This window comes from Sphingosinicella sp. YJ22, assembly GCF_011320075.1.
In the GTDB taxonomy this organism is placed as follows: Bacteria; Pseudomonadota; Alphaproteobacteria; order Sphingomonadales; family Sphingomonadaceae; genus Allosphingosinicella.
Genome location: NZ_JAANPA010000047.1, coordinates 1 through 19303 on the forward strand (window position 1 = coordinate 1; position 19303 = coordinate 19303).

Here is a 19303-nt window from a genome sequence, read left to right on the forward strand (position 1 = left end):
CAGCGCCCGGGCGCAGATGGCGGCCGCGCGCGGCGCCGTCGGCGCGATCGTGTTGCGGCCCGAGGCGGCCGCGGCGCGGTCGCCGATGGCCCGCCTCGCCGCCGGAACCGCGCGGGCGAGCATGACCTGGGTCAATGCCGAGGGGAATGCCGGCCCGCCGCACCAGCAGCTCCGCTTTATCGCGGTCGCCGACGCGCCGGTCGCCAACGCCCTGTTCGCCGGGGCGCGGCGGAGCTGGGCGCAGGTCTCCGCCGATCTCGCCGCCAACCGCCGTCCCGCCGGCATGGCGCTGAGGCAGACCGTCCGTGCCGAGCGCGCCACCCAGGCGGTGACCTTCGACAGCCCCAACGTGGTCGGCATCATTCCCGGCTCAGACCCCTCAGTCGCCGACGAATATGTCGTGCTGATGGCCCACCTCGACCATGTCGGCACGCTCAACGAGCACGGCCAGGGCCAGCGTCCGGCCGGGGCCGGATCGACCGACAACATCTATAACGGCGCGATGGACAACGCGACCGGCATCGCCACGCTGATCGAGGTCGCGCGCAAGTTCAACGACCCCGCCAACCGGCCGCGCCGCCCGATCCTGCTCGCCGCGGTGACAGCCGAGGAGAAGGGCCTGCTCGGCGCCAGCTACCTCGCCAACAACGCCGTGGTCGACGGCCGCATCGTCGGCGTGGTCAACCTCGACATGCCGATCCTCAGCTACGACTTCCAGGACGTGATCGCGTTCGGCTCCGAACATTCGGAGATGGGCCCGATGGTTCGGCGCGCGGCCGAGGCGATGAGCGTGCGCCTGTCCGACGATCCGCTGCCCGAGGAAGGCCTGTTCACCCGATCGGACCATTATCCGTTCGTTCAGCAGGGCATCCCCTCGGTGTTCCTGATGACCGGCTTCCAGAATGGCGGCGAGGAACGGTTCCGCGGCTTCCTGGCGGGCAATTATCACGGCGTCGAGGACGAGCTGGGCCAGCCGTTCAACTGGCGCGCGGGCGCACGCTTCGCCGAGCTGAACTACCGAATCACCAGCGAGCTGGCGAACAGCCAGCAGGCGCCGCGCTGGTACCGCGGCAGCTTCTTCGGCGATACTCTGGGCGGCAATCAGCCGCGGGCGGCGCGTCCGGCGGCTGCGACCGGCGGATCGAACTGAGCTTTCCGGCCTGGCTGGGCGGCGGGCGGGCATTCGGCCCGCTCGGCGCTCATCCGGGCATGGACCTTTGTAAGCGTGGTGAAGCGCCCGCCGATGACGTCGCGGAAGTAGGTCAACACCTGCCCAATCGTCGCGACGAAGGCGGCAAGCTCGGCTTCGTCGCGCACGTAGGGCGTGTTGCCGGGCACCAGGCTCGGGCTGTGATAGACCAGGGTGAAGACACGCTTGCCGTTCTTCACCAGCGCGTCGAGCAGGCGGCATTGCTCGGCCGCCGATATGCCCTCCGGACTGAGCCGTGAGCGTGTGACGAGCCCGGCCTTGCCGAGCAGACCGGGGATTCGAAGCTTCGCTGCGGCGCGATTGTCGAACAGGTGGGCGATGGAGGGCCCGGCCCTCGCGAGGCGCCCGAAGAAGCCGTTGGTGACCGGCACTTCGAGAACGTTCGGAGCGGCGTAGAGCCAGTGCGGTTCGGCGCAGGCGCGGGCGAAATCGGGGCCGCCGTCGCCGCGCATGTCGTGATAGGGCAGAAGGCTGCAATCGACCTTGTAGCCGAGCGCCGAAATGGCGCGGGCCGTGCTCGCCCCGAAGCCGTGGCGGCCTGCCTTGAACACCGTCGGCCGGTCCCCGAACGCCGACTCGATCGCCTCGGTCAGTGCGACGATCTTGGCCCGCTCCAGCGACGGCGGCAGGTTGCACTCATAGGAATTGCGGGCGCTGACCTTCTCGGAGTGCGGCGGCGTCACCCAGGGATGGAGGTGGGCGCCGATCTCCGCCCTGCCCTCCTCCTTGAGCCGGCGCAGGAAGGCGACCGCGGCGGGATCGGTCGCGACCGGGTAGTCGATGACATAGGTCGGCACGACGCCGAAGCGGTCGTAGATCGGCTGAACCGCCGCCTGGGCAGGAATCGAGCGGGTCGCGGTGTTGCTGCGCGAGAAAGGCTGGGCCCAGTCGAACTCCTCCTCGGTATCGACGACGACGAGGAGCTCGGGGACGCGCGCGCTCATGACGGCACGCCGGGGCGCGCCATGGCGTGGATCGCGTCAGGAACCGCTGCCGTCATCCAGCCTCCGCTCAAAGGAAGCTCTCTAAGCCCCTCATCGTAAAGGAAGCATGTAGGCAGCGATCAGGCGACCTTGAGCTGGTACGTCCGGTATTGCTCGCGCAGGGCGGTCTTGAGCAGCTTGCCGGTGGCGGTGTGGGGCAGGCTCTCAACGAAAAGGATCTCGTCGGGCAGCCACCATTTGGCGACGTGGCCGGTGAGGTGCGCGGTGATGGTGTCGGCGTCGACGTCCGAGCCGTCCTTGCGGACCACCAGCAGCAGCGGCCGCTCGTCCCATTTGGGATGCGGCACGCCGACCGCGGCCGCCTCGGCGACTCCCGGGCAGCACACCGCGGCATTTTCGAGCTCGATCGAGCTGATCCACTCCCCGCCCGACTTGATCACGTCCTTGGAGCGGTCGGTGATCTGCATGACCCCGTCGGGGTGGACGACCGCGACGTCGCCGGTGTCGAACCAGCCCTCGGAGTCGGTCGCCGACTGCTCTTCCTTGAAATAGCGCTCGATCACCCACGGCCCACGGACCTGGAGGCGGCCCGAGCTCTTGCCGTCGCGGGGCTGCTCGCGGCCATCGTCGTCGACGATGCGGATCTCGACCCCGAACGGCACCCGGCCCTGCTTGCAGATGACGTCGATCTGCTGGTCGAACGACAGCTCGTCCCAGTCGTGCGGGCGTGCGCCCACCGTGCCGATCGGCGACATCTCGGTCATCCCCCAGGCATGGGCCACCTTCACGCCGCGCTTCTCGAAGAACTCGATCATCGCGCGCGGCGCGGCCGAGCCGCCGATCGTGACCATCTGGAGCGGCCCGAGGTCGCGCCCGGTCTGGTCGACATATTGCATCAGGCCAAGCCACACGGTCGGCACCGCCGCGGTGTGGGTGACGCCCTCGTCATGGATCAGGTCGCACACCGCGCTCGGCGTGTAATCGGCGGTGCACACGAGCTTGCAGCCGGCGATCGGCGCCGCGAAGGGCAGGCCCCAGGCGGCGGCGTGGAACATCGGAACGATCGGCATGGCGACCGCGCGGCGGCCGACGCCGAACACGTCGGGAGCGACCTCGGCCATGGCGTGGATGACGGTCGAGCGGTGCTCGTAGAGGACTCCCTTGGGATTTCCCGTCGTGCCGCTGGTGTAGCAGAGCATACAGGGCTCGCGCTCGTCGCCCTCGACCCATTTGTAGCCGTCGTCCTCGGCGCCGATCAGCGCTTCGAACTCCATGCTGGGATCATCGAAGCACACATAATGCTCGACGGTCTTCAAGTGCGGCTTCAGCGCCTCGACCAATGGCCGGAAGGCGTGGTCGTAGAAGAGCACACGGTCTTCGGCATGATTGAAGATGTAGACGAGCTGCTCGGTGAACAGGCGCGGGTTCACCGTGTGGATGATCCCGCCCATGCCGATCGTCCCGTACCATGCGACGATGTGACGGCTATGGTTCATCGCCAGAGTCGCGACGCGGTCCTCGCGCTTGATTCCGAGCCGCTCCAGCGCCTTGGCGAGCCGGCGCGCGTCGCGGGCGAGGCCGGCATAATCGGTGCGGGTGACGGTCCCGTCGGCCCAGCGCGACACGATCTCGCGCGCGCCATGCTCCTTCTCGGCATAGTCGATCAGCCGGGTCACCCTCAGCGGCCAGTCCTGCATCGCGCCAAGCATCATCACACTCCCGATCTTTTTCGGGAGTGTAACCATGGTTCGGCGCAGCTGTGAAGAGACCTAGCCGACCAGGGCGAGGCGCGGCTTTTCCTCGGCGCTGAGGCGCGCGGCGGTAATGCCGGGGAGGCGCTCGGCGCGGGCGACGAGTTCGGCGTCGACGAGGAAGTCGCGGCCGAGGATGAGCTCGGCGAGACCACGGCCGTGATGGACTTTGAGACGCACCGTCGAGCTGCCGCCGCGATGCCCGCCGAGCAGCGCTGCGAGCGCCGGCAGGGCGGCGGGATCGTCAGCCTCGACCTCGAGCTGGAGTCGGGTGCGGCGCGACAGGCTGTCGAAGCTGGTGACGCTTCGGACGGTGACGCGCGGAGTCTCGTCGCCAGGGCGGCGGTCGAGCTCGACCCCAAGCAGCACGCAGGCCCCGGACTTCGCGGCCTGCTCGACCTCGGCCGAGGCGGAATCGTCGAACACGGTGGCGTCGAACTGGCCCGAGCTGTCGGACAGCCGCGCCATCATGAAGCGGCGGCCCTTCTGCGAGGTGCGCCAGCGCGCGTCCTCGACCAGGGCGGCCATCGTCGCGTTGGTTCGGCCGCCCTCGGCCGGCGCCGCGGTGTCGCAAAGCGCCGCAAAGGTGCGCGCCCCGTTCGCCTCGGCGATATGGCGGAAGCGGTCGACCGGATGGGCGGAGAAATAAAAGCCGAACGCCTCCTTCTCCTGCGCCATGCGCTCGGCGAGCGACCATTCGCCGACCTGCGGCGGGCGGATCGGAACGACATTGGCGGGACCTTCGCCGAACAGTCCGCCCTGCCCGCTCACCCGGGCGTCGGCGGCGCTGCTGGCGACGGCGAGGATGGTCTCGGCCGACGCGAAGGCGGTCGGCCGCTCGGCGATCTCGTCGAACGCGCCTGCGCCGGCGAGGCTTTCGAGCTGGCGGCGGTTCAAGAGGCGCGGATCGATGCGCGCGGCGAAATCCTCGAGGCTGGCGAAGCGGCCCTTGGAATCGCGCTCGGCGACCAGCGCGTCCATCGCCTTCTCGCCGACGCCCTTCAATGCGCCCAGCGCATAGCGGACGGCGTGGCCATCGCCGTGCGGCTCGACGGAGAATTCGCCGTGGCTGGCGTTGATCGACGGCGGCAGGCAGGCGTGGCCCGCGCGGCGCATATCATCGGTGAAGATCGCCAGCTTGTCGGTCTGGTGCATGTCGAAGCACATCGAGGCGGCGAAGAACTCGACCGGATGGTGCGCCTTCAGCCAGGCGGTCTGGTAGGCGACGAGGGCGTAGGCGGCGGCGTGGCTCTTGTTGAAGCCGTAGCCGGCGAACTTGTCGATCAAGTCGAACAGCTCGTTGGCCTTGGCCTTGGTGATCTGCTTGTCGGCGCAGCCGGTGACGAAGCGCTCGCGCTGAGCGTCCATCTCCGCCTTGATCTTCTTGCCCATGGCGCGGCGCAGGAGGTCGGCCTCGCCGAGGCTGTAGCCGGCGAGGACCTGCGCGGCCTGCATCACCTGCTCCTGGTAGACGAAGATGCCGTAGGTCTCGCGGAGAACGTCCTCCAGGAGCGGGTGGGGATATTCGATCTCGGCGCGGCCGTTCTTGCGGTCGCCGAACATCGGGATGTTGTCCATCGGCCCCGGACGGTAGAGCGACACGAGCGCGATGATGTCGCCGAAATTGCTCGGCTTCACCGCGGCGAGGGTGCGCCGCATGCCTTCAGACTCGAGCTGGAACACGCCGACCGTGTCGCCGCGCTGAAGGAGCGCATAGACTTCGGGATCGTCCCAGGAGAGGCGGTCGAGATCGACGTGCAGGCCGCGCTTCTCCAGGAGCTCGACGCCCTTGCGGAGCACCGACAGGGTCTTGAGGCCGAGGAAGTCGAACTTCACCAGCCCCGCCGCCTCGACATATTTCATGTCGAACTGGGTGACCGGCATGTCGGAGCGCGGATCGCGGTAGAGCGGGACGAGCTGATCGAGCGGGCGGTCGCCGATGACCACGCCCGCGGCATGGGTCGAGCTGTGGCGCGGCAGGCCCTCGAGCTTCATGGCGAGATCGAACAGGCGGCGGACTTCGATGTCGCTCCTATATTCCTCAGCCAGTTCCGAGACACCGTTGAGAGCCCGTGACAGGGTCCACGGGTCGGTCGGGTGGTTTGGGACGAGCTTCGCGAGCCGGTCGACCTGACCGTAAGGCATCTGGAGCACTCGGCCAGTGTCCTTGAGCACCGCGCGCGCCTTCATCGTCCCGAAGGTGATGATCTGGGCGACCTTGTCTGTGCCGTAGCGCTCCTGGACGTAGCGGATGACCTCGCCGCGCCTTGTTTCGCAGAAGTCGATGTCGAAGTCCGGCATCGACACGCGCTCGGGATTGAGGAAGCGCTCGAACAGCAGGCCGAGCTTCAACGGGTCGAGATCGGTTATGGTGAGCGCCCAGGCGACCACCGAGCCGGCGCCCGACCCGCGGCCCGGGCCGACCGGGATGCCCTGGTCCTTCGCCCATTTGATGAAGTCGGCGACGATCAGGAAATAGCCGGGGAAGCCCATCTTGATGATGACGTCGCACTCGAAGGCGAGGCGGTCGAAATAGGCCTGGCGCTCGTCGGCCGGGAGAGCGTCATAGACGGCCAGGCGCTCCTCGAGGCCGGCGCGGGCGTCGCGGCGAAGCTGCTCGGCCTCGGCCTCGAGGTCGCCGGCGATGCTCGGCAGGATCGGCTTGCGCTTGGGCGCTCCGAACGCGCAGCGGCGGGCGATGACGGCGGTGTTGGCGATCGCCTCGGGCACGTCCTCGAACAGGCGCGCCATTTCGTCGGCCGGCTTGATCCAGGTCTCGGTCGAGGAGCGGGTGCGGTCGTCGCGATCGATCTGGCTCGACTGGGCGATGCACAGCATGGCGTCGTGGGCCGGGTGAAACTCGGCCTCGGCGAAGCAGGCGGGGTTGGTCGCGACCAGCGGCAGGTGGCGCTGGAAAGCGAGCTCGATCAGCGCCTTCTCGGCCGCGGTCTCGACCGAATCGCCCCGGCGGCTGAGCTCGACATAGAGGCGGCCGTCGAAAATGGCTTCGAGCTGGCCGAGATAGTCCTGCGCGGCGCTATGCTGGCCGGCGGCGAGCAGTCGGGCGACCGCCCCTTCCCCGCCCCCGGTCAGAGCGATGAGGCCGGCGCTGCGCTCGGCGAGCGCTTCGAAGCCGACATGGGCGTCGAGCTCGACCGGGCGGTCGAGATGGGCCGAGGAGACCAAGGCGCACAGATTCTTGTAGCCGAGCGCGTCCTGCGCGTAGAGCGGCACATAGTCGATCTCGCCCCGTTCTCCGGGCCGCATCACGCCGAGAAGGGCGCCGATGATCGGCTGGACGCCGGCCTTCATGCTCGCCTCGGTGAACGGCATCACCGCGTACAGCCCGTTGCGGTCGGTCACCGCCGCCGCGGGGAAGCCGAGCGCGGCCGCCCGCGACGCGATCTCCTTGGGCGTGATCGCGCCTTCCAGCATGGAATATGACGAGAAAATGCGAAGCGGGACGTAAGGGCTGGTCACCCCGACTTTATGGGGCCGGTTCCCGCCGGAAGGAAGCCGCGCGGCGGCGTCATCCACAGGAATCGGCGCGGATCAGAGCAGGCGCTCGATGTCCTTGGCGATCGCGTCAGGCGCGGTGGTGGGGGCGTAGCGCTCGACGACATTGCCGGAGCGGCCCACCAGGAACTTGGTGAAGTTCCACTTGATCGCCTCGCTCCCGAGCACGCCCTTTGCCTCCTTCTTGAGGTGGCGGAACAGGGGCGCGGCGTCGGCGCCGTTGACGTCGATCTTGGCATAGACCGGGAAGGTGACGTCGTAGGTCAGCCGGCAGAAACTGGCGATTTCCTCCGCATCCCCGGGTTCCTGCGCACCGAACTGGTTGCACGGGAACGCGAGCACCGCAAAGCCGCGGTCCTTATACTTGCGGTAGAGCGCCTCCAGCCCCTCATATTGCGGGGTGAAGCCGCATTTCGACGCGGTGTTGACGATCAGCAGGACCTGGCCGGCATAAGGCGAAAGGTCGGTGGGCGTACCATCGGCGCTCTGGACAGGAATGGCGGTGAGGTCGGTCATGCCGATTGCTCCAGATGGCCTTCGTGGAGGCGAAGGACCCGGTCCATCTTAGCAGCAAGACGCTCGTTGTGCGTGGCCACGAGCGCGGCGCCCGCTTCCTCGCGGACGAGGCGGAGGAATTCCTCCAGGACCACGTCCGCCGTCGCCTCGTCGAGATTGCCGGTGGGCTCGTCGGCGAGGACCAGCGCCGGCTTGTTGGCGAGCGCGCGAGCGACGGCGACGCGCTGCTGCTCGCCGCCCGACAGCTTGGACGGACGATGGGTGAGGCGCTCGCCGAGTCCGAGCGTGGTCAGCAGCGATTCCGCCCGAGCCCGAGCGTCGGCCCGGGTCGCGCCGTGGACCAGCTGCGGGATGACCACATTCTCGACCGCGGTGAAATCCGGCAGCAGATGGTGGAACTGGTAGACGAAGCCGAGGCTGTCGCGCCTGAGGCGGGTTCGGTCGCGGTCGTTGAGCTTCGCGGCGGCCTCGCCATCGATCTCGATCGAGCCCTCGAAGCCGCCTTCGAGCAGGCCCACCGCCTGGAGCAGGGTCGACTTGCCGGAGCCCGACGGTCCGAGCAGGGCGACGATCTCGCCGCGGCGCACCTCGAAGTCGATGCCTCGCAAAACGTCGATGCGGACGCCGCCCTGCTCGAAGCTGCGCTTGAGGCCGCGGACGGCCAGGATGCTGTCACTCATAGCGCAGCACCTGCACCGGATCGGTCCTCGACGCCGTGCGCGCCGGGAAGAAGGTGAAGACGACGCAGAGCGTCAGCGCCATCAGCACGATCGCCACCACCTCCAGCGGATCGGTCTTGGACGGCAGCTCGGTGAGGAAGCGGATCGACGGATCCCAGAGGTTCTGGCCGGTGACGAACTGGACGACCACGACCACCGACTGGCGGAAATAGAGGAACACCGCGCCGAGGATCAGGCCGGCGATGATTCCGAGCACGCCGATCGTCACGCCGACGGTCATGAAAACCTTCATGATGCCGCCGCGGGTCGCGCCCATCGTCCGCAGGATCGCGATGTCGCGATATTTGGCGCGGACCAGCATGATCAGCGACGACAGGATGTTGAACGCCGCGACAAGGACGATGATCGACAGGACGACGAACATCGCCACGCGCTCGACCTGCAAGGCTTCGAACAGCTCGGAGTTCATCTGCCGCCAGTCGGTGATGATGGTACCGGGCGGAGCGGCCGCGGCGAGCGGGGCGACGATTTCCCCTGCCCGCTCCGGATTCTCGGTCTGGACCTCTATCATGCCGATCGCGTCGCCGAGCATGAGATAGCCCTGCGCCTCCTCCATCGGCATGACGACATAGGCGCGGTCGAAATCGTAGAGACCGATCTCGAAGATCCCCGCGACGGTATAGTCGACGATGCGCGGCATCGTGCCGAACGGCGTGCTTCGGCCTTCCGGGCTGATCAGGCTGATCTGGCTTCCGACGGTCACCCCGAGCAGCTCGGCGAGGCGCGAGCCGATCGCGACATTCTCGGCGCCGGGCTGGACGCTGGCGAGCGAGCCGGCGCGGACATTGTCGCGGATCAGCGGATTGTTGCGCACGTCCTCCATGTGCATGCCGCGGAGCAACACGCCTTCGACGCGCCCTTCATGGCTGGCCATAAGCGGCTGCTCGATCAGCGGAGTCGCGGAGGTGACCCCCGGCGTCCGCCGCGCCTGCTCCAGCAAGGGCTGCCAATTGTCGAGACGGCCGCCATAGACCTGGATCACGGCATGGCCGTTCAGGCCGACGACCTTGTCGAACAGCTCGGCGCGGAAGCCGTTCATGACGCTCATCACGATGACGAGCGCGGCGACACCGAGCATCACCGCGAACAGGCTGATCCCGGCGACGAGGAAGATGAAGCCCTCGCCCTTGCCCGGCAGCAGGTAGCGCCGGGCGATCATCCGCTCGTGGCGAGACAGGATCACGCGGTGAGCCTCGCGAGAGCGCTTTCAAGGCTCAATTCCTCGCGCTCGCTGGTGGCGCGGTTCTTGAGCTCGACGACGCCCTTTTCGAGGCCCTTGGGCCCGACGATGAGCTGCCAAGGCAGGCCGACCAGGTCCATGGTCGCGAACTTGGCGCCGCCGCGCTCGTCGCGGTCGTCATAGAGCGTCTCGACGCCGGCAGCCTGGAGCTGCGCGTAGATGTCGTCGGCAGCAGCGCTGCAAGTCGAGTCGTCGGCGCGCATGTTGACGAGGCCGACGCGATAGGGGGCGACGCTTTCCGGCCAGACGATGCCGTTGGCATCGTGGCTCGCCTCGATGATCGCGCCCATCAGTCGGGAGACGCCGATCCCGTAGCTGCCCATCTCTGGGTGAACCTGGCTGCCGTCCTTGCCCTGCACGGTGAGGCCCATCGAGGCGCTGTACTTGGTGCCGAAGGCGAAGATGTGGCCGACCTCGATGCCACGGCGGCTGCGCAGGCGATCGGCGGGGACCGGACAATCGGTCACCTTGGCATGCTCCTCCTCTTCCATCGCGTAGAGGCCGGTGAGGCGGGCGATGGTCGAGGCGTCGGCGGTGAGCAGGTCGCCCTGCGACACGTCCTCGAGCGCGGCGTCGTAGAAGATCGCGCTCTCGCCGGTCTCGGCGAGGATGTGGAATTCGTGGCTGAGATTGCCGCCGATCGGCCCGGTCGGCGCGCGCACCGGAACCGCCTGAAGGCCAAGGCGGGCGAAGGTGCGGAGGTAGGCGACGAACATGGCCTCGTAGCTCGCCTTGAGCCCGTCCTCGTCGAGGTCGAAGCTGTAGGCGTCCTTCATCAGGAACTCGCGGCCGCGCATGATCCCGAAGCGTGGGCGGACCTCGTCACGGAACTTCCACTGGATGTGGTAGAGGGTGCGCGGAAGCTCGCGGTAGCTCTTGACCGCGCCGAGGAAGATCTCGGTGATCATTTCCTCATTGGTCGGGCCGTAGAGCATCTCACTGCCCTTACGGTCGTTGAACCGAAGCATCTCCGGCCCGTAGGCGTCGTAGCGACCCGACTGACGCCACAGATCGGCCGACTGGATGGTCGGCATCAGCATCTCGACCGCCCCCGCCTTGTCCTGCTCCTCGCGGACGATCTGCGCGATCTTGTTGAGCACGCGAAGGCCCAAGGGCAGCCAGGCGTAGATGCCGGCGGCGGTCTGGCGGATGAGGCCGGCGCGCAACATCAGCTGGTGGCTGACGATCTGGGCGTCGGACGGCGTCTCCTTGGTGACGGGCAGGAAATAGCGGGACAGGCGCATCGGTTCTTGGACGTCTTCCGGAGGAGGAATGGAGCGACGGTCTCTAGATAGGGCGCGGCAGCAAGGCAACTGGACCGGACGCCGCACGCGTCTGTGGCCGCGCAGCCACAGCGGCGCTGCAATCGCGCAACGCGGCTTGAAAAGGAATGACAAGAAGCCGCTGCTTTCCTAGCCAAAATCCCGTCGAACGATGGACCAACAGGCCCAGGTTCGGGGAGGCTTCGGCCCCGGCTGCTTCTTGCGAGGTGAAGCGGCAGGAGTGGCGGAAGCATCTGACATGGGGGATTGACGGTTTCGAGCCGTCACGCGGGTGCCCGGCTCCACTCATGGCGCCGGGCACTTGCTATTTGAGCGGCGAAGACCCGACCGTGGGGCCCATTATCGGGCTAGGCGGGAGCGCCGCCATCAACCATGGTGGCGGCGATGAACGACAGTCCCGTGCGCGTCTCCGAAAGTCACGGCCTCGAGCCCGGCCGCAATTGCTGGCGGATCGCGCGGGCCGACAAGGCCGCGTTGATCGTCGACGCCGCCGATTATTTCGCGGTCGTGCGCCAGGCGATGATGACCGCCGAGAAGCGCATCATGCTGATCGGCTGGGACTTCGACGCGCGGGTCCGGATCGGGCCGCGGCGCAACCCGACCGGCGCGCCGTCGACGATCGGGCGCTTCGTGCTGTGGCTCAACAACCACCGCCCCGACCTCAACGTCTATCTGCTGCGCTGGGACTTCGGCGCGTTCAAGGCGCTGTTCCGCGGCACCACTCCGATCACGGTGGCGCGCTGGGCGCTGCACAAGCGAATTCACGTCAAGCTCGACGCGGCGCATCCATGGGGGGCGTCGCATCATCAGAAGATCGTGGTCATCGACGACTGCCTGGCCTTTTGCGGGGGCATCGACATCACCAGCGAGCGCTGGGACACGCGCGCGCATCTCGACAATGACCCGCGGCGGGTAAAGCCGCATGGCAACCCCGCCATCCCCTGGCACGACGCCACCCTCGCGCTGAGCGGCCCCGCAGCGCAGGCGCTGGACGAGCTGGCGCGCGAGCGCTGGCGCTGCGCCGGCGGCGGCGAGCTGGAGCCGATCAATCGCTGCGCCCAGCTGTGGCCGCAGGGGCTCGAGCCGCAGTTCGAGAATGTCGACGTGGCGATCGCCCGCACGCGGCCCAATTTCGGCGACGTCGAGGCGGTTCACGAGATCGAGGAACTCTATCTCGACATGATCGCCCGGGCGAAACGGTTCGTCTATATTGAGGGCCAGTATTTCGCCTCGGGCCGGGTCGCCGAGGCGATCACCCGCCGGCTCACCGAGGAGGACGGCCCCGAGTTCGTCGTGGTCAGTCCGGAGAGCGCCCATGGCAGGCTCGAGCAGGTGGCGATGGACACCGCCCGCTCGCGCCTGTTCGAGGCGGTCAAGCAATATGACCGCCACAACCGCTTCCGCGTCTACACGCCGTGCACCGAGCGCGGCATGGCGATCTACGTCCACGCCAAGATCATGGTGGTCGACGACATCATGCTTCGGGTCGGCTCGTCCAACCTCAACAACCGGTCGATGCGGCTCGACACCGAGTGCGACGTGGTGCTCGACGCGACCCTGCCCGGCCAGGCCCATATCGCCGCGACGATCCGCGCGATCCGCGACGACCTCGCCGCCGAGCATCTCGACGTGACGCCCGACGAATTTGCCCGCATGTTCGACGCGACGGAATCACTGATCGAGGCGGTCGAGCAGCTGCGCGGCCAGGGCCGCACGCTGAAGCCCTATCTGCCGCCGGCGCTGACCCGGCTCGGCACCTTCCTCGCCGAGCGCCAGCTGCTCGACCCCGACGGGCCCGAGCAGACCTTCGACCCGTTCGCGCGGCGCAGCCTGTTCCGCCGCCTGCGCCGCCCGCCGCCGTCGGGCTGACCCCGGCACCGGACGGCCCCGCGGTCGTTGTCCATCGAGAGCCACGCGACGGAGGTGCTGATGACCAGGCAGATTGTTCTCGCGGGCGCGGCGGCGGCGCTGCTCGGCGGCTGCTCGGCCGGCGCGGCGGATTCCGGTCCGGCGCTGGGGACGAGCCAGCCCCAGGCGGCGATGTTTGCCGCCGCAAGCGGCACCGTGGCCGAGCGGGTGCTGGCCGTGCACAATCGCACACGCGCTGCCGCGGGCGTGCCGGCGCTGAGCTGGGACGCGCAGCTGGCGGCGGGCGCCACAGCCTATGCGGCCGAACTCGCCCGGCGCGGACAGCTGGTCCATTCGCCGCGCCAGTCGCGGCCCGGCCAAGGCGAGAATCTGTGGATGGGAAGCGCCGGCGCCTACACGCCCGAGTTCATGGTGCAGAGCTGGGCCGACGAGCGCCGCTTGTTCCGCGCCGGCACCTTTCCGAGCGTCAGCACGACCGGCAATTGGGCGGATGTCGCCCACTATACCCAAATGATTTGGCGCAGCACGACCCATGTCGGCTGCGCCATCCAACGGTCGGGCCGCTGGGATGTCCTGGTATGCCGCTACAGCCCGGCAGGGAACAGGGACGGGCAGCCCGTTCCCTGATCCCGGGAGCGGATCAGCGCCTGGTCAGGGGCTAATCACGTCTCCTTCCCCGTCGTCGTCGAGGAGGAAATAGGCACCGAGCCCGAGCGCGGCGAGCCCGAGCAGGATCGGCAGCCAGCCAATCCCTTCGCTCTCGACGATCTCGCCGATGGGCTCGACTGGAGCCGGCGTATGCACCACCGGCGGCGGCGTCACGCCGACCGGCAGAACGCAGCCCGACTGGCCCGGCTGGCAGACATTGGCGACCGCAGCCGTGGTGGAGCCGAGGCACAGGGCCACGCTCAGCACGGCTGCCGAAATTCCACTGACGATACGCATGTTACTCCCCTTCTTCTCTCGGCGCGGCGCGATGCGCGCCGTGGTTCAAGGTGTCCGTCGTCAACCGCGCTCGCCGGCGCGGCGCTCGGTCGGCGGCGGCTGGTTGGTCGACAGCGCGGTCCACTGGGACGTGGAGCCGCAGCTGCTCGTCAAGGTGACCGGCTGCTGGGCGACAAAGGCCATGCGATAGGGCCAGCATTCGCGCGCGCCATTGGCGAGCGACACGCAGATTTCCTGGCCGCTCGCGGTCCAGGTGCCCTGGGTCACCTGCACGCCGTCGGGCCCGGCGATGCGGACCGTGCCGTTCTGATCGAACCACAAAGTGTTGGTGACGCCGTTCGCCCAGGTGACCTGAACCCCTTGGCCCCACAATTCGGCGCCGGGTTGCCAGGTTTGAGCGGAAGCACTCGCCGGTGCGACGGCCAGAATGGCAGCGCCGCCGACCGCGAGTGTCAGCAGGATTTTGCGCATAACTGTACCCCTTCCCTGTTGGCCCGACCGTAACCGTCTTGGGTGCGCCGGAGTTCCACCGAGCGCCAACTTATGTTGGCGGCGGCGCCTATCGCCGCGCCGCCATGCTCGCGCCGCCGACGCGCGCCAGCAGCTGGCGGTCGCGCCCGTAAATGTCGTTCTGGAACGTGATGCCGCCATTGTCGGGTCGTGCCGTCAGGTAAGTGATGTAAACCGGCACCGGCTCGGGCAGGTCGACATTCTGCTCGGGCGCGTCGCTCGCGGGACGTGGGCGAGCGCCGAACAGCCAGCGGGCCAGCGCGTCGGCATCCTCGACGCGGACGCAGCCGGCGCTGTTGCGGCGGTCGGCGTTGCGAAACAGCTCGCGGTTGGGCGTGTCGTGGAGATAGACGCCGCGGTCGTTCGGAAACATGAACTTGACGCTGCCCATCGAATTGGCCGGACCGGGGCGCTGGCGCACACGCAGTTCGACCGAGCCGTCGACGACGGCCTGCCAGTCGATCGTCGAGGGATCGACCGGCTCGGCGTCGGCCGTCCAGTCGGACAGCACTTCATAGCCGGCCTGGTCGAGATAGGAGATGCCGCGCCGCACGACGTTCGGCGCGATCAGCCGCGCCACCAGGTCCGGCGGCACGTTCCAAAAGGGATTGAGGGTGAGGTGGCGGATAAAGCCCGCCATCATCGGCGTCTGCTCGCCCGGGCGGCCGACCACGACGCGCATGTTGCCCGCGACCTCGCCGTCCTCGACCATCCACAGCTGCGCGGAGGCGGCGTCGACGAGGACGTAGCGGCGGCCGAGATCGGCCGGCAGCGCGCGGGCGCGCTCCAGATTGGCGCGCACCAGCTGCGCCTGGGCGGGAGAGCCGTCGAACGCGGCGAAGGCGTCGCGCAAACGCGTGTAGAGCGGGTTCATTCGAGTGACCGACGCGATGCCGTCCGCGACCGACGACGACGCGGCGACGGTGTCGAGCACCTGTTCAGGCGACAGCGCCCGAGGCGCGAGGTCCCGGTCGACATAATACATGCCGACGCTGGAGGCCCGGCGCAGGTCGCTGGCATAAGCGGCGAGCGCGTCGGACAGCATGAACTCGGCGCGCGCGAGCGCGACCGGGTCGCGCCCCTCGGCCGCCGCGACGGCGTCGGCAAGCGCGTCGGCATCGTAGCGGTCGGGATCGAGGCCATCGGCAGCGGCGCTGCGGACGAGCGCGACCACCTGCTCCGCCTCCGGTCTCACCATCCCGCCGATCAGCCACAGCGGCCGATAGTCGCGGGCACGGTAGAAGGACGCCACCTCGCGGTCCGCGGCGACGGCGGCGCGCAAGGTTCGCGAGACCTCCGAGGAGATCGAGGTGGAGGTCGGAAACGTGGCCGCGCCGGCTTCGGCGGCGGGAATGACGGCGACGCAAAGGGACAGCGCAGCGACAATGTGCCGGAACCGCGCGCAACCGTCCCCGCCGCGCCGCACCGGCGCGTTCGGCTTCGTACGCATGTCGTGACTCGCAAGCTGTTTCGTTTTGCGCGTTAAACGAGAGTCTTGGCTCGCTTGTTCCGCGCAAGCAGAGCTGCGCCCGGGCCTGCGTGCCGGCTACTCAATTGCGATCAAGCGACGAGGCCCCGCGACCGAGCCTGCGCGGGCAGCGACGAGATCAGGCCGCGTCTTTCTTGGCGCCCTTCTTGGCCTTGGGCTTGCGGCCCGAGTCGATCTCGTCGGTGTTGGTCCACCAGGCATTGAGATCGGACGATTCGCGCATCGCCGGCGACCAGGCGGCGCCGGCGTCGTGACGCTCGACGAGCCGGTTCATGCGGCTGGCTGGCAGCGGGTTGACGAGCTTGAGGCCGACCGTCGTGTTGCGAGTCCACACGACGTGGGCGGCCGGCATCAACGTCTCCTCGAACTGGACGACGACGAGCTCGCCGACCGAGATCGGCGCGTCGGTCAGGCCGGCAAGGCCCGAGCAGGACACGTCGCGCAGGCGCATGACGAAGCGCTGCTCGTCGGAGAGGAAGAGGTAGATGACGCCGCCGGGAAAGGGATAGCGCTCATGGCCGCGCAATTCCTCGCCGCTGGCGCCGGGGGTCGGCTCGCCGCCGGTGACGACGCCGATCCGCGACGGCTCCACCGTGCCGCCATCGCCGCCGCGCCAACCCTTCAGCGTTCCGAACATTCACACTTTCTCCCCTTAACCTCGTCACCACAATCCGTTGAAGATTGCGTTAAGGCGACGCGGCGCCGGCATGATTGCCGCAAATCGCGGCGCTGTTCCAGACACGATAACGGTCGATCGCGCGGACACTGAAGCGGAGGCCCTGGCCAATCGTCAATCGACGCGCCGAATCGTCTCCTGAAGCGTCGCCACCCGCACGCCCATGCGGCGGAAGGTCATCTGGTTGGAGGCGGTGCGGCCGTCGCCGTTGAAGGTGATCCACTGGTCCACCGCATAGCCTTCGCGTGTCCGGTAGGTGACGTGGACGCGGTTCCCGTGGAGCTCGGCCGAGACCGGGCCGCGCGCGTCGCTGATCGTGCCGGTATAGCGGCCGGGCCCGCTGCGCCGCATGCGCCAGGTGCGGCGGCGCTCCGGCTCGCCCTCCTGGTTGACGACATGGTCGAGATGCAGCGATCCGTCGGCGAGGATACGCCCCCTTCCCTGCGTGCGCACCGCGCTGGTGCCGGAGAGGATGATGCGGACCGACCCGCTGCCCTCCGTCCGTCCGGCGAAGAAGCGCTCGAGCGCGCTGGGCGCCGGCTGCGGCTGGAAGGCAATCAGGAACGCGAGGATCGGGGTCAGGCTCAGCACGCAATGTCCTTCCGATGGCGATCTCGGCGGATCTTCCGCCCGCTTCTCCCTAGACCAGTCTGCTTTGTTTCACAGCGGCTTCGATGAAGCTGGCGAAGAGCGGGTGCGGATCGAACGGCTTCGACTTCAATTCCGGGTGGAACTGGACGCCGATGAACCAAGGATGGTCGGGGCGCTCGACGATCTCGGGGAGCTGGCCGTCGGGGCTCATGCCGCTGAACACCAGACCGTTCTGCTCGAGCCGGTCGCGATAATGGGCGTTGACCTCGTAGCGGTGGCGGTGGCGCTCGCTGATCTCGGTTCCGCCGTAGATCGCCGAGACATGGCTGTTGCCGGACAGCGCCGCCGGATAGGCACCGAGCCGCATGGTGCCGCCAAGATCGCCGGTTGCCTCGCGCTTCTGAAGGCCTTCCTTGCTCATCCATTCGGTGATCAGGCCGACGACGGGCTCGGCGGTCTCGCCGAACTCGGTCGAGCTCGCGCCCTCGACGCCGGCGGCGCGGGCCGCCTCGATGCAGGCCATCTGCATGCCGAGGCAGATGCCGAAGAACGGCACGCCGCGCTCGCGGGCAAAGGTCACGCTGGCGATCTTGCCCTCGCTGCCGCGCTCCCCGAAGCCGCCGGGAACGAGGATGGCATGCAAGGGCTCGAGCTGGGCCGGGATGTCGGCCTCGGGATGCTCGAACAATTCGGCGTCGAGCCAGCGGATGTTGACCTTGACCCGATTGGCCATGCCGCCGTGGACGAGCGCCTCGGTCAGGCTCTTATAGGCGTCAGGCAAGCCGACATATTTGCCGACGACGCCGATCGTCACTTCGCCTTCCGGATTGAACAGGCGGTCGAGCACGTCCTCCCAGCGGCGCATGTCGGGGGTTTGCGCGCTGTCGAGCAGGTCGAACGCGCGAAGCACCTCGGCGTCGAGACCGGCCTCGGAATATTGGGCGGGCACCGCATAGATGCTCTTCGCATCGAGGGCCGGGATGACCGCTTCCTTGCGCACGTTGCAGAACAGGGCGATCTTCGCCCGTTCGGTGTCGGGCAGCGGGTGCTCGGTGCGGCAGACGATGATCTCCGGCTGGATGCCGAGGCTGGTCAGCTCGCGGACGCTGTGCTGCGTCGGCTTGGTCTTCAGCTCGCCGGCGGCGGCGAGATAGGGGACCAGGGTGGTGTGGATCGAAACCGAGTTGCCTCGGCCGATCTCGTTTCGGAACTGGCGGATCGCTTCCATGAACGGCAGCGATTCGATGTCGCCGACGGTTCCGCCGACCTCGCAGATGACGAAATCGCATTCGGGCGAGATGTCGGACGAGATGAAGCTCTTGATCGCGTTGGTGACGTGCGGGATCACCTGCACGGTCGCGCCGAGATAGTCGCCGCGACGCTCGGCCGCGATGATGTTCTGGTAGATCCGCCCGGTCGTGACGTTGTCGCTCTGCCGCGCCGGAACGCCGGTGAAGCGCTCGTAATGGCCGAGATCGAGGTCGGTCTCGGCACCGTCGTCGGTGACGTAGACCTCGCCGTGCTGATAGGGCGACATCGTGCCCGGATCGACGTTGAGATAGGGGTCGAGCTTGCGGAGCCTTACCTTGTAGCCGCGCGCCTGCAGCAGCGCCGCGAGGGAAGCTGCCATCAGGCCTTTGCCAAGGGAAGACACCACGCCGCCGGTGATGAAAATGAACCGCGCCATGGGATTCGGGGCTTAGGCGGTGACAGGCGCCGCGGGCAAGCGGGAGAATCGCCGCAAGCAAATTATTTGATGCGAGGCAGCAGGCTGGACGCGACGCGCCAGCCTCTCCGCAGCTCAGCGCGTGGCAAAGGGTTCGGTGGAAGACAGGAAGCCGCATCCCCGCTTTCACGGGGAGGACATCAGGTCGGTTATTGGCCGGCCTGGTTGGTGGCGGGCGCCTGCGCGCCGAGCGTCGGGATGGCCGGCGCCGGCTGGGCCGGCTGACCCGGCGCGGCCTGACCCGGAGCGGGCTGCGGCGCGCCGCTGAACGGGCTCGGCTGCTGCTCGGCCGGCGAA

Annotated in this window: 16 protein-coding genes; 3 read left to right on the plus strand and 13 right to left on the minus strand. The window is 68.2% G+C overall.

Features of this window, described 5'->3' with window-relative positions; all coding sequences use genetic code 11:
• On the plus strand, window positions 1–1150 hold a 1150-nt coding region (locus tag G7B71_RS13855), incomplete at its 5' end, for a M20/M25/M40 family metallo-hydrolase (protein ID WP_166041900.1).
• Here the strand turns inward: G7B71_RS13855 and G7B71_RS13860 are convergent.
• From G7B71_RS13860 to proS, 7 genes are all read right to left on the minus strand, one after another.
• Window positions 1102–2154: a polysaccharide deacetylase family protein gene (locus tag G7B71_RS13860; RefSeq protein WP_166041902.1), complete on the minus strand. Its 1053-nt coding sequence runs from the start codon at window positions 2152–2154 to the stop codon at window positions 1102–1104. The two genes, G7B71_RS13855 and G7B71_RS13860, sit on opposite strands and share 49 nt — an antisense overlap.
• 119 nt (window positions 2155–2273) lie before the next feature.
• Complete coding sequence (locus G7B71_RS13865) at window positions 2274–3863, minus strand: long-chain fatty acid--CoA ligase (protein WP_166041932.1); 1590 nt, start codon at window positions 3861–3863, stop codon at window positions 2274–2276.
• 60 nt (window positions 3864–3923) lie between these two features.
• Window positions 3924–7385 carry a DNA polymerase III subunit alpha gene (dnaE, locus tag G7B71_RS13870; protein ID WP_279338412.1) on the minus strand — a complete coding sequence of 1154 codons (3462 nt, stop codon included), beginning with the start codon at window positions 7383–7385 and terminating at the stop codon, window positions 3924–3926.
• Window positions 7386–7457: 72 nt separating this feature from the next.
• A complete protein-coding gene (locus G7B71_RS13875; RefSeq protein ID WP_166041904.1) occupies window positions 7458–7937 on the minus strand; it encodes a glutathione peroxidase in 480 nt (159 codons plus the stop codon).
• Window positions 7934–8617 carry an ABC transporter ATP-binding protein gene (locus tag G7B71_RS13880; RefSeq protein WP_166041907.1) on the minus strand — a complete coding sequence of 228 codons (684 nt, stop codon included), beginning with the start codon at window positions 8615–8617 and terminating at the stop codon, window positions 7934–7936. Before G7B71_RS13880 ends, G7B71_RS13875 begins: the two co-directional genes overlap by 4 nt.
• Complete coding sequence (locus tag G7B71_RS13885; RefSeq protein WP_166041909.1) at window positions 8610–9860, minus strand: lipoprotein-releasing ABC transporter permease subunit; 1251 nt, start codon at window positions 9858–9860, stop codon at window positions 8610–8612. Before G7B71_RS13885 ends, G7B71_RS13880 begins: the two co-directional genes overlap by 8 nt.
• Window positions 9857–11161, minus strand: a complete 1305-nt coding sequence (gene proS / locus G7B71_RS13890; RefSeq protein ID WP_166041911.1) for a proline--tRNA ligase — start codon at window positions 11159–11161, stop codon at window positions 9857–9859. The genes G7B71_RS13885 and proS overlap by 4 nt, the downstream gene beginning before the upstream one ends.
• 423 nt (window positions 11162–11584) lie before the next feature.
• Here proS and G7B71_RS13895 point away from each other — a divergent pair, with 423 nt between their 5' ends.
• Window positions 11585–13069, plus strand: coding sequence for a phospholipase D-like domain-containing protein (locus tag G7B71_RS13895; RefSeq protein WP_166041914.1), 1485 nt, complete (start codon window positions 11585–11587; stop codon window positions 13067–13069).
• Between the two features lie 60 nt (window positions 13070–13129).
• Window positions 13130–13696: a CAP domain-containing protein gene (locus G7B71_RS13900; protein ID WP_166041917.1), complete on the plus strand. Its 567-nt coding sequence runs from the start codon at window positions 13130–13132 to the stop codon at window positions 13694–13696.
• 24 nt (window positions 13697–13720) lie between these two features.
• Here G7B71_RS13900 and G7B71_RS13905 read toward each other — a convergent pair whose 3' ends face one another.
• The 6 genes from G7B71_RS13905 to G7B71_RS13930 all read right to left on the minus strand — a co-directional run bounded on the left by G7B71_RS13905 (window position 13721) and on the right by G7B71_RS13930 (window position 18967).
• Window positions 13721–14014 (minus strand): hypothetical protein, encoded by a 294-nt coding sequence (locus tag G7B71_RS13905; protein WP_166041919.1) that lies wholly within the window; start codon window positions 14012–14014, stop codon window positions 13721–13723.
• Between the two features lie 60 nt (window positions 14015–14074).
• A complete protein-coding gene (locus G7B71_RS13910; RefSeq protein ID WP_166041921.1) occupies window positions 14075–14485 on the minus strand; it encodes a hypothetical protein in 411 nt (136 codons plus the stop codon).
• A gap of 88 nt (window positions 14486–14573) precedes the next feature.
• Window positions 14574–15974, minus strand: coding sequence for a L,D-transpeptidase family protein (locus G7B71_RS13915; RefSeq protein WP_166041923.1), 1401 nt, complete (start codon window positions 15972–15974; stop codon window positions 14574–14576).
• A gap of 157 nt (window positions 15975–16131) precedes the next feature.
• Window positions 16132–16650, minus strand: a complete 519-nt coding sequence (locus G7B71_RS13920) for a PilZ domain-containing protein (RefSeq protein WP_166041926.1) — start codon at window positions 16648–16650, stop codon at window positions 16132–16134.
• Window positions 16651–16803: 153 nt separating this feature from the next.
• Window positions 16804–17280, minus strand: a complete 477-nt coding sequence (locus G7B71_RS13925) for a DUF3833 family protein (protein WP_166041928.1) — start codon at window positions 17278–17280, stop codon at window positions 16804–16806.
• Between the two features lie 49 nt (window positions 17281–17329).
• Window positions 17330–18967 (minus strand): CTP synthase, encoded by a 1638-nt coding sequence (locus tag G7B71_RS13930; protein ID WP_166041929.1) that lies wholly within the window; start codon window positions 18965–18967, stop codon window positions 17330–17332.
• Between the last annotated feature and the right edge of the window lie 336 nt (window positions 18968–19303).

Coding starts and splice junctions, on each gene's coding strand:
- G7B71_RS13860 (WP_166041902.1), bottom strand. CDS start 2,154: ATGAGCGCGCGCGTCCCCGAGCTCCTCGTCGTCGTCGATACCGAGGAG.
- G7B71_RS13865 (WP_166041932.1), bottom strand. CDS start 3,863: ATGCTTGGCGCGATGCAGGACTGGCCGCTGAGGGTGACCCGGCTGATC.
- G7B71_RS13875 (WP_166041904.1), bottom strand. CDS start 7,937: ATGACCGACCTCACCGCCATTCCTGTCCAGAGCGCCGATGGTACGCCC.
- G7B71_RS13880 (WP_166041907.1), bottom strand. CDS start 8,617: ATGAGTGACAGCATCCTGGCCGTCCGCGGCCTCAAGCGCAGCTTCGAG.
- proS (WP_166041911.1), bottom strand. CDS start 11,161: ATGCGCCTGTCCCGCTATTTCCTGCCCGTCACCAAGGAGACGCCGTCC.
- G7B71_RS13895 (WP_166041914.1), top strand. CDS start 11,585: ATGAACGACAGTCCCGTGCGCGTCTCCGAAAGTCACGGCCTCGAGCCC.
- G7B71_RS13900 (WP_166041917.1), top strand. CDS start 13,130: ATGACCAGGCAGATTGTTCTCGCGGGCGCGGCGGCGGCGCTGCTCGGC.
- G7B71_RS13905 (WP_166041919.1), bottom strand. CDS start 14,014: ATGCGTATCGTCAGTGGAATTTCGGCAGCCGTGCTGAGCGTGGCCCTG.
- G7B71_RS13910 (WP_166041921.1), bottom strand. CDS start 14,485: ATGCGCAAAATCCTGCTGACACTCGCGGTCGGCGGCGCTGCCATTCTG.
- G7B71_RS13915 (WP_166041923.1), bottom strand. CDS start 15,974: ATGCGTACGAAGCCGAACGCGCCGGTGCGGCGCGGCGGGGACGGTTGC.
- G7B71_RS13920 (WP_166041926.1), bottom strand. CDS start 16,650: ATGTTCGGAACGCTGAAGGGTTGGCGCGGCGGCGATGGCGGCACGGTG.
- G7B71_RS13930 (WP_166041929.1), bottom strand. CDS start 18,967: ATGGCGCGGTTCATTTTCATCACCGGCGGCGTGGTGTCTTCCCTTGGC.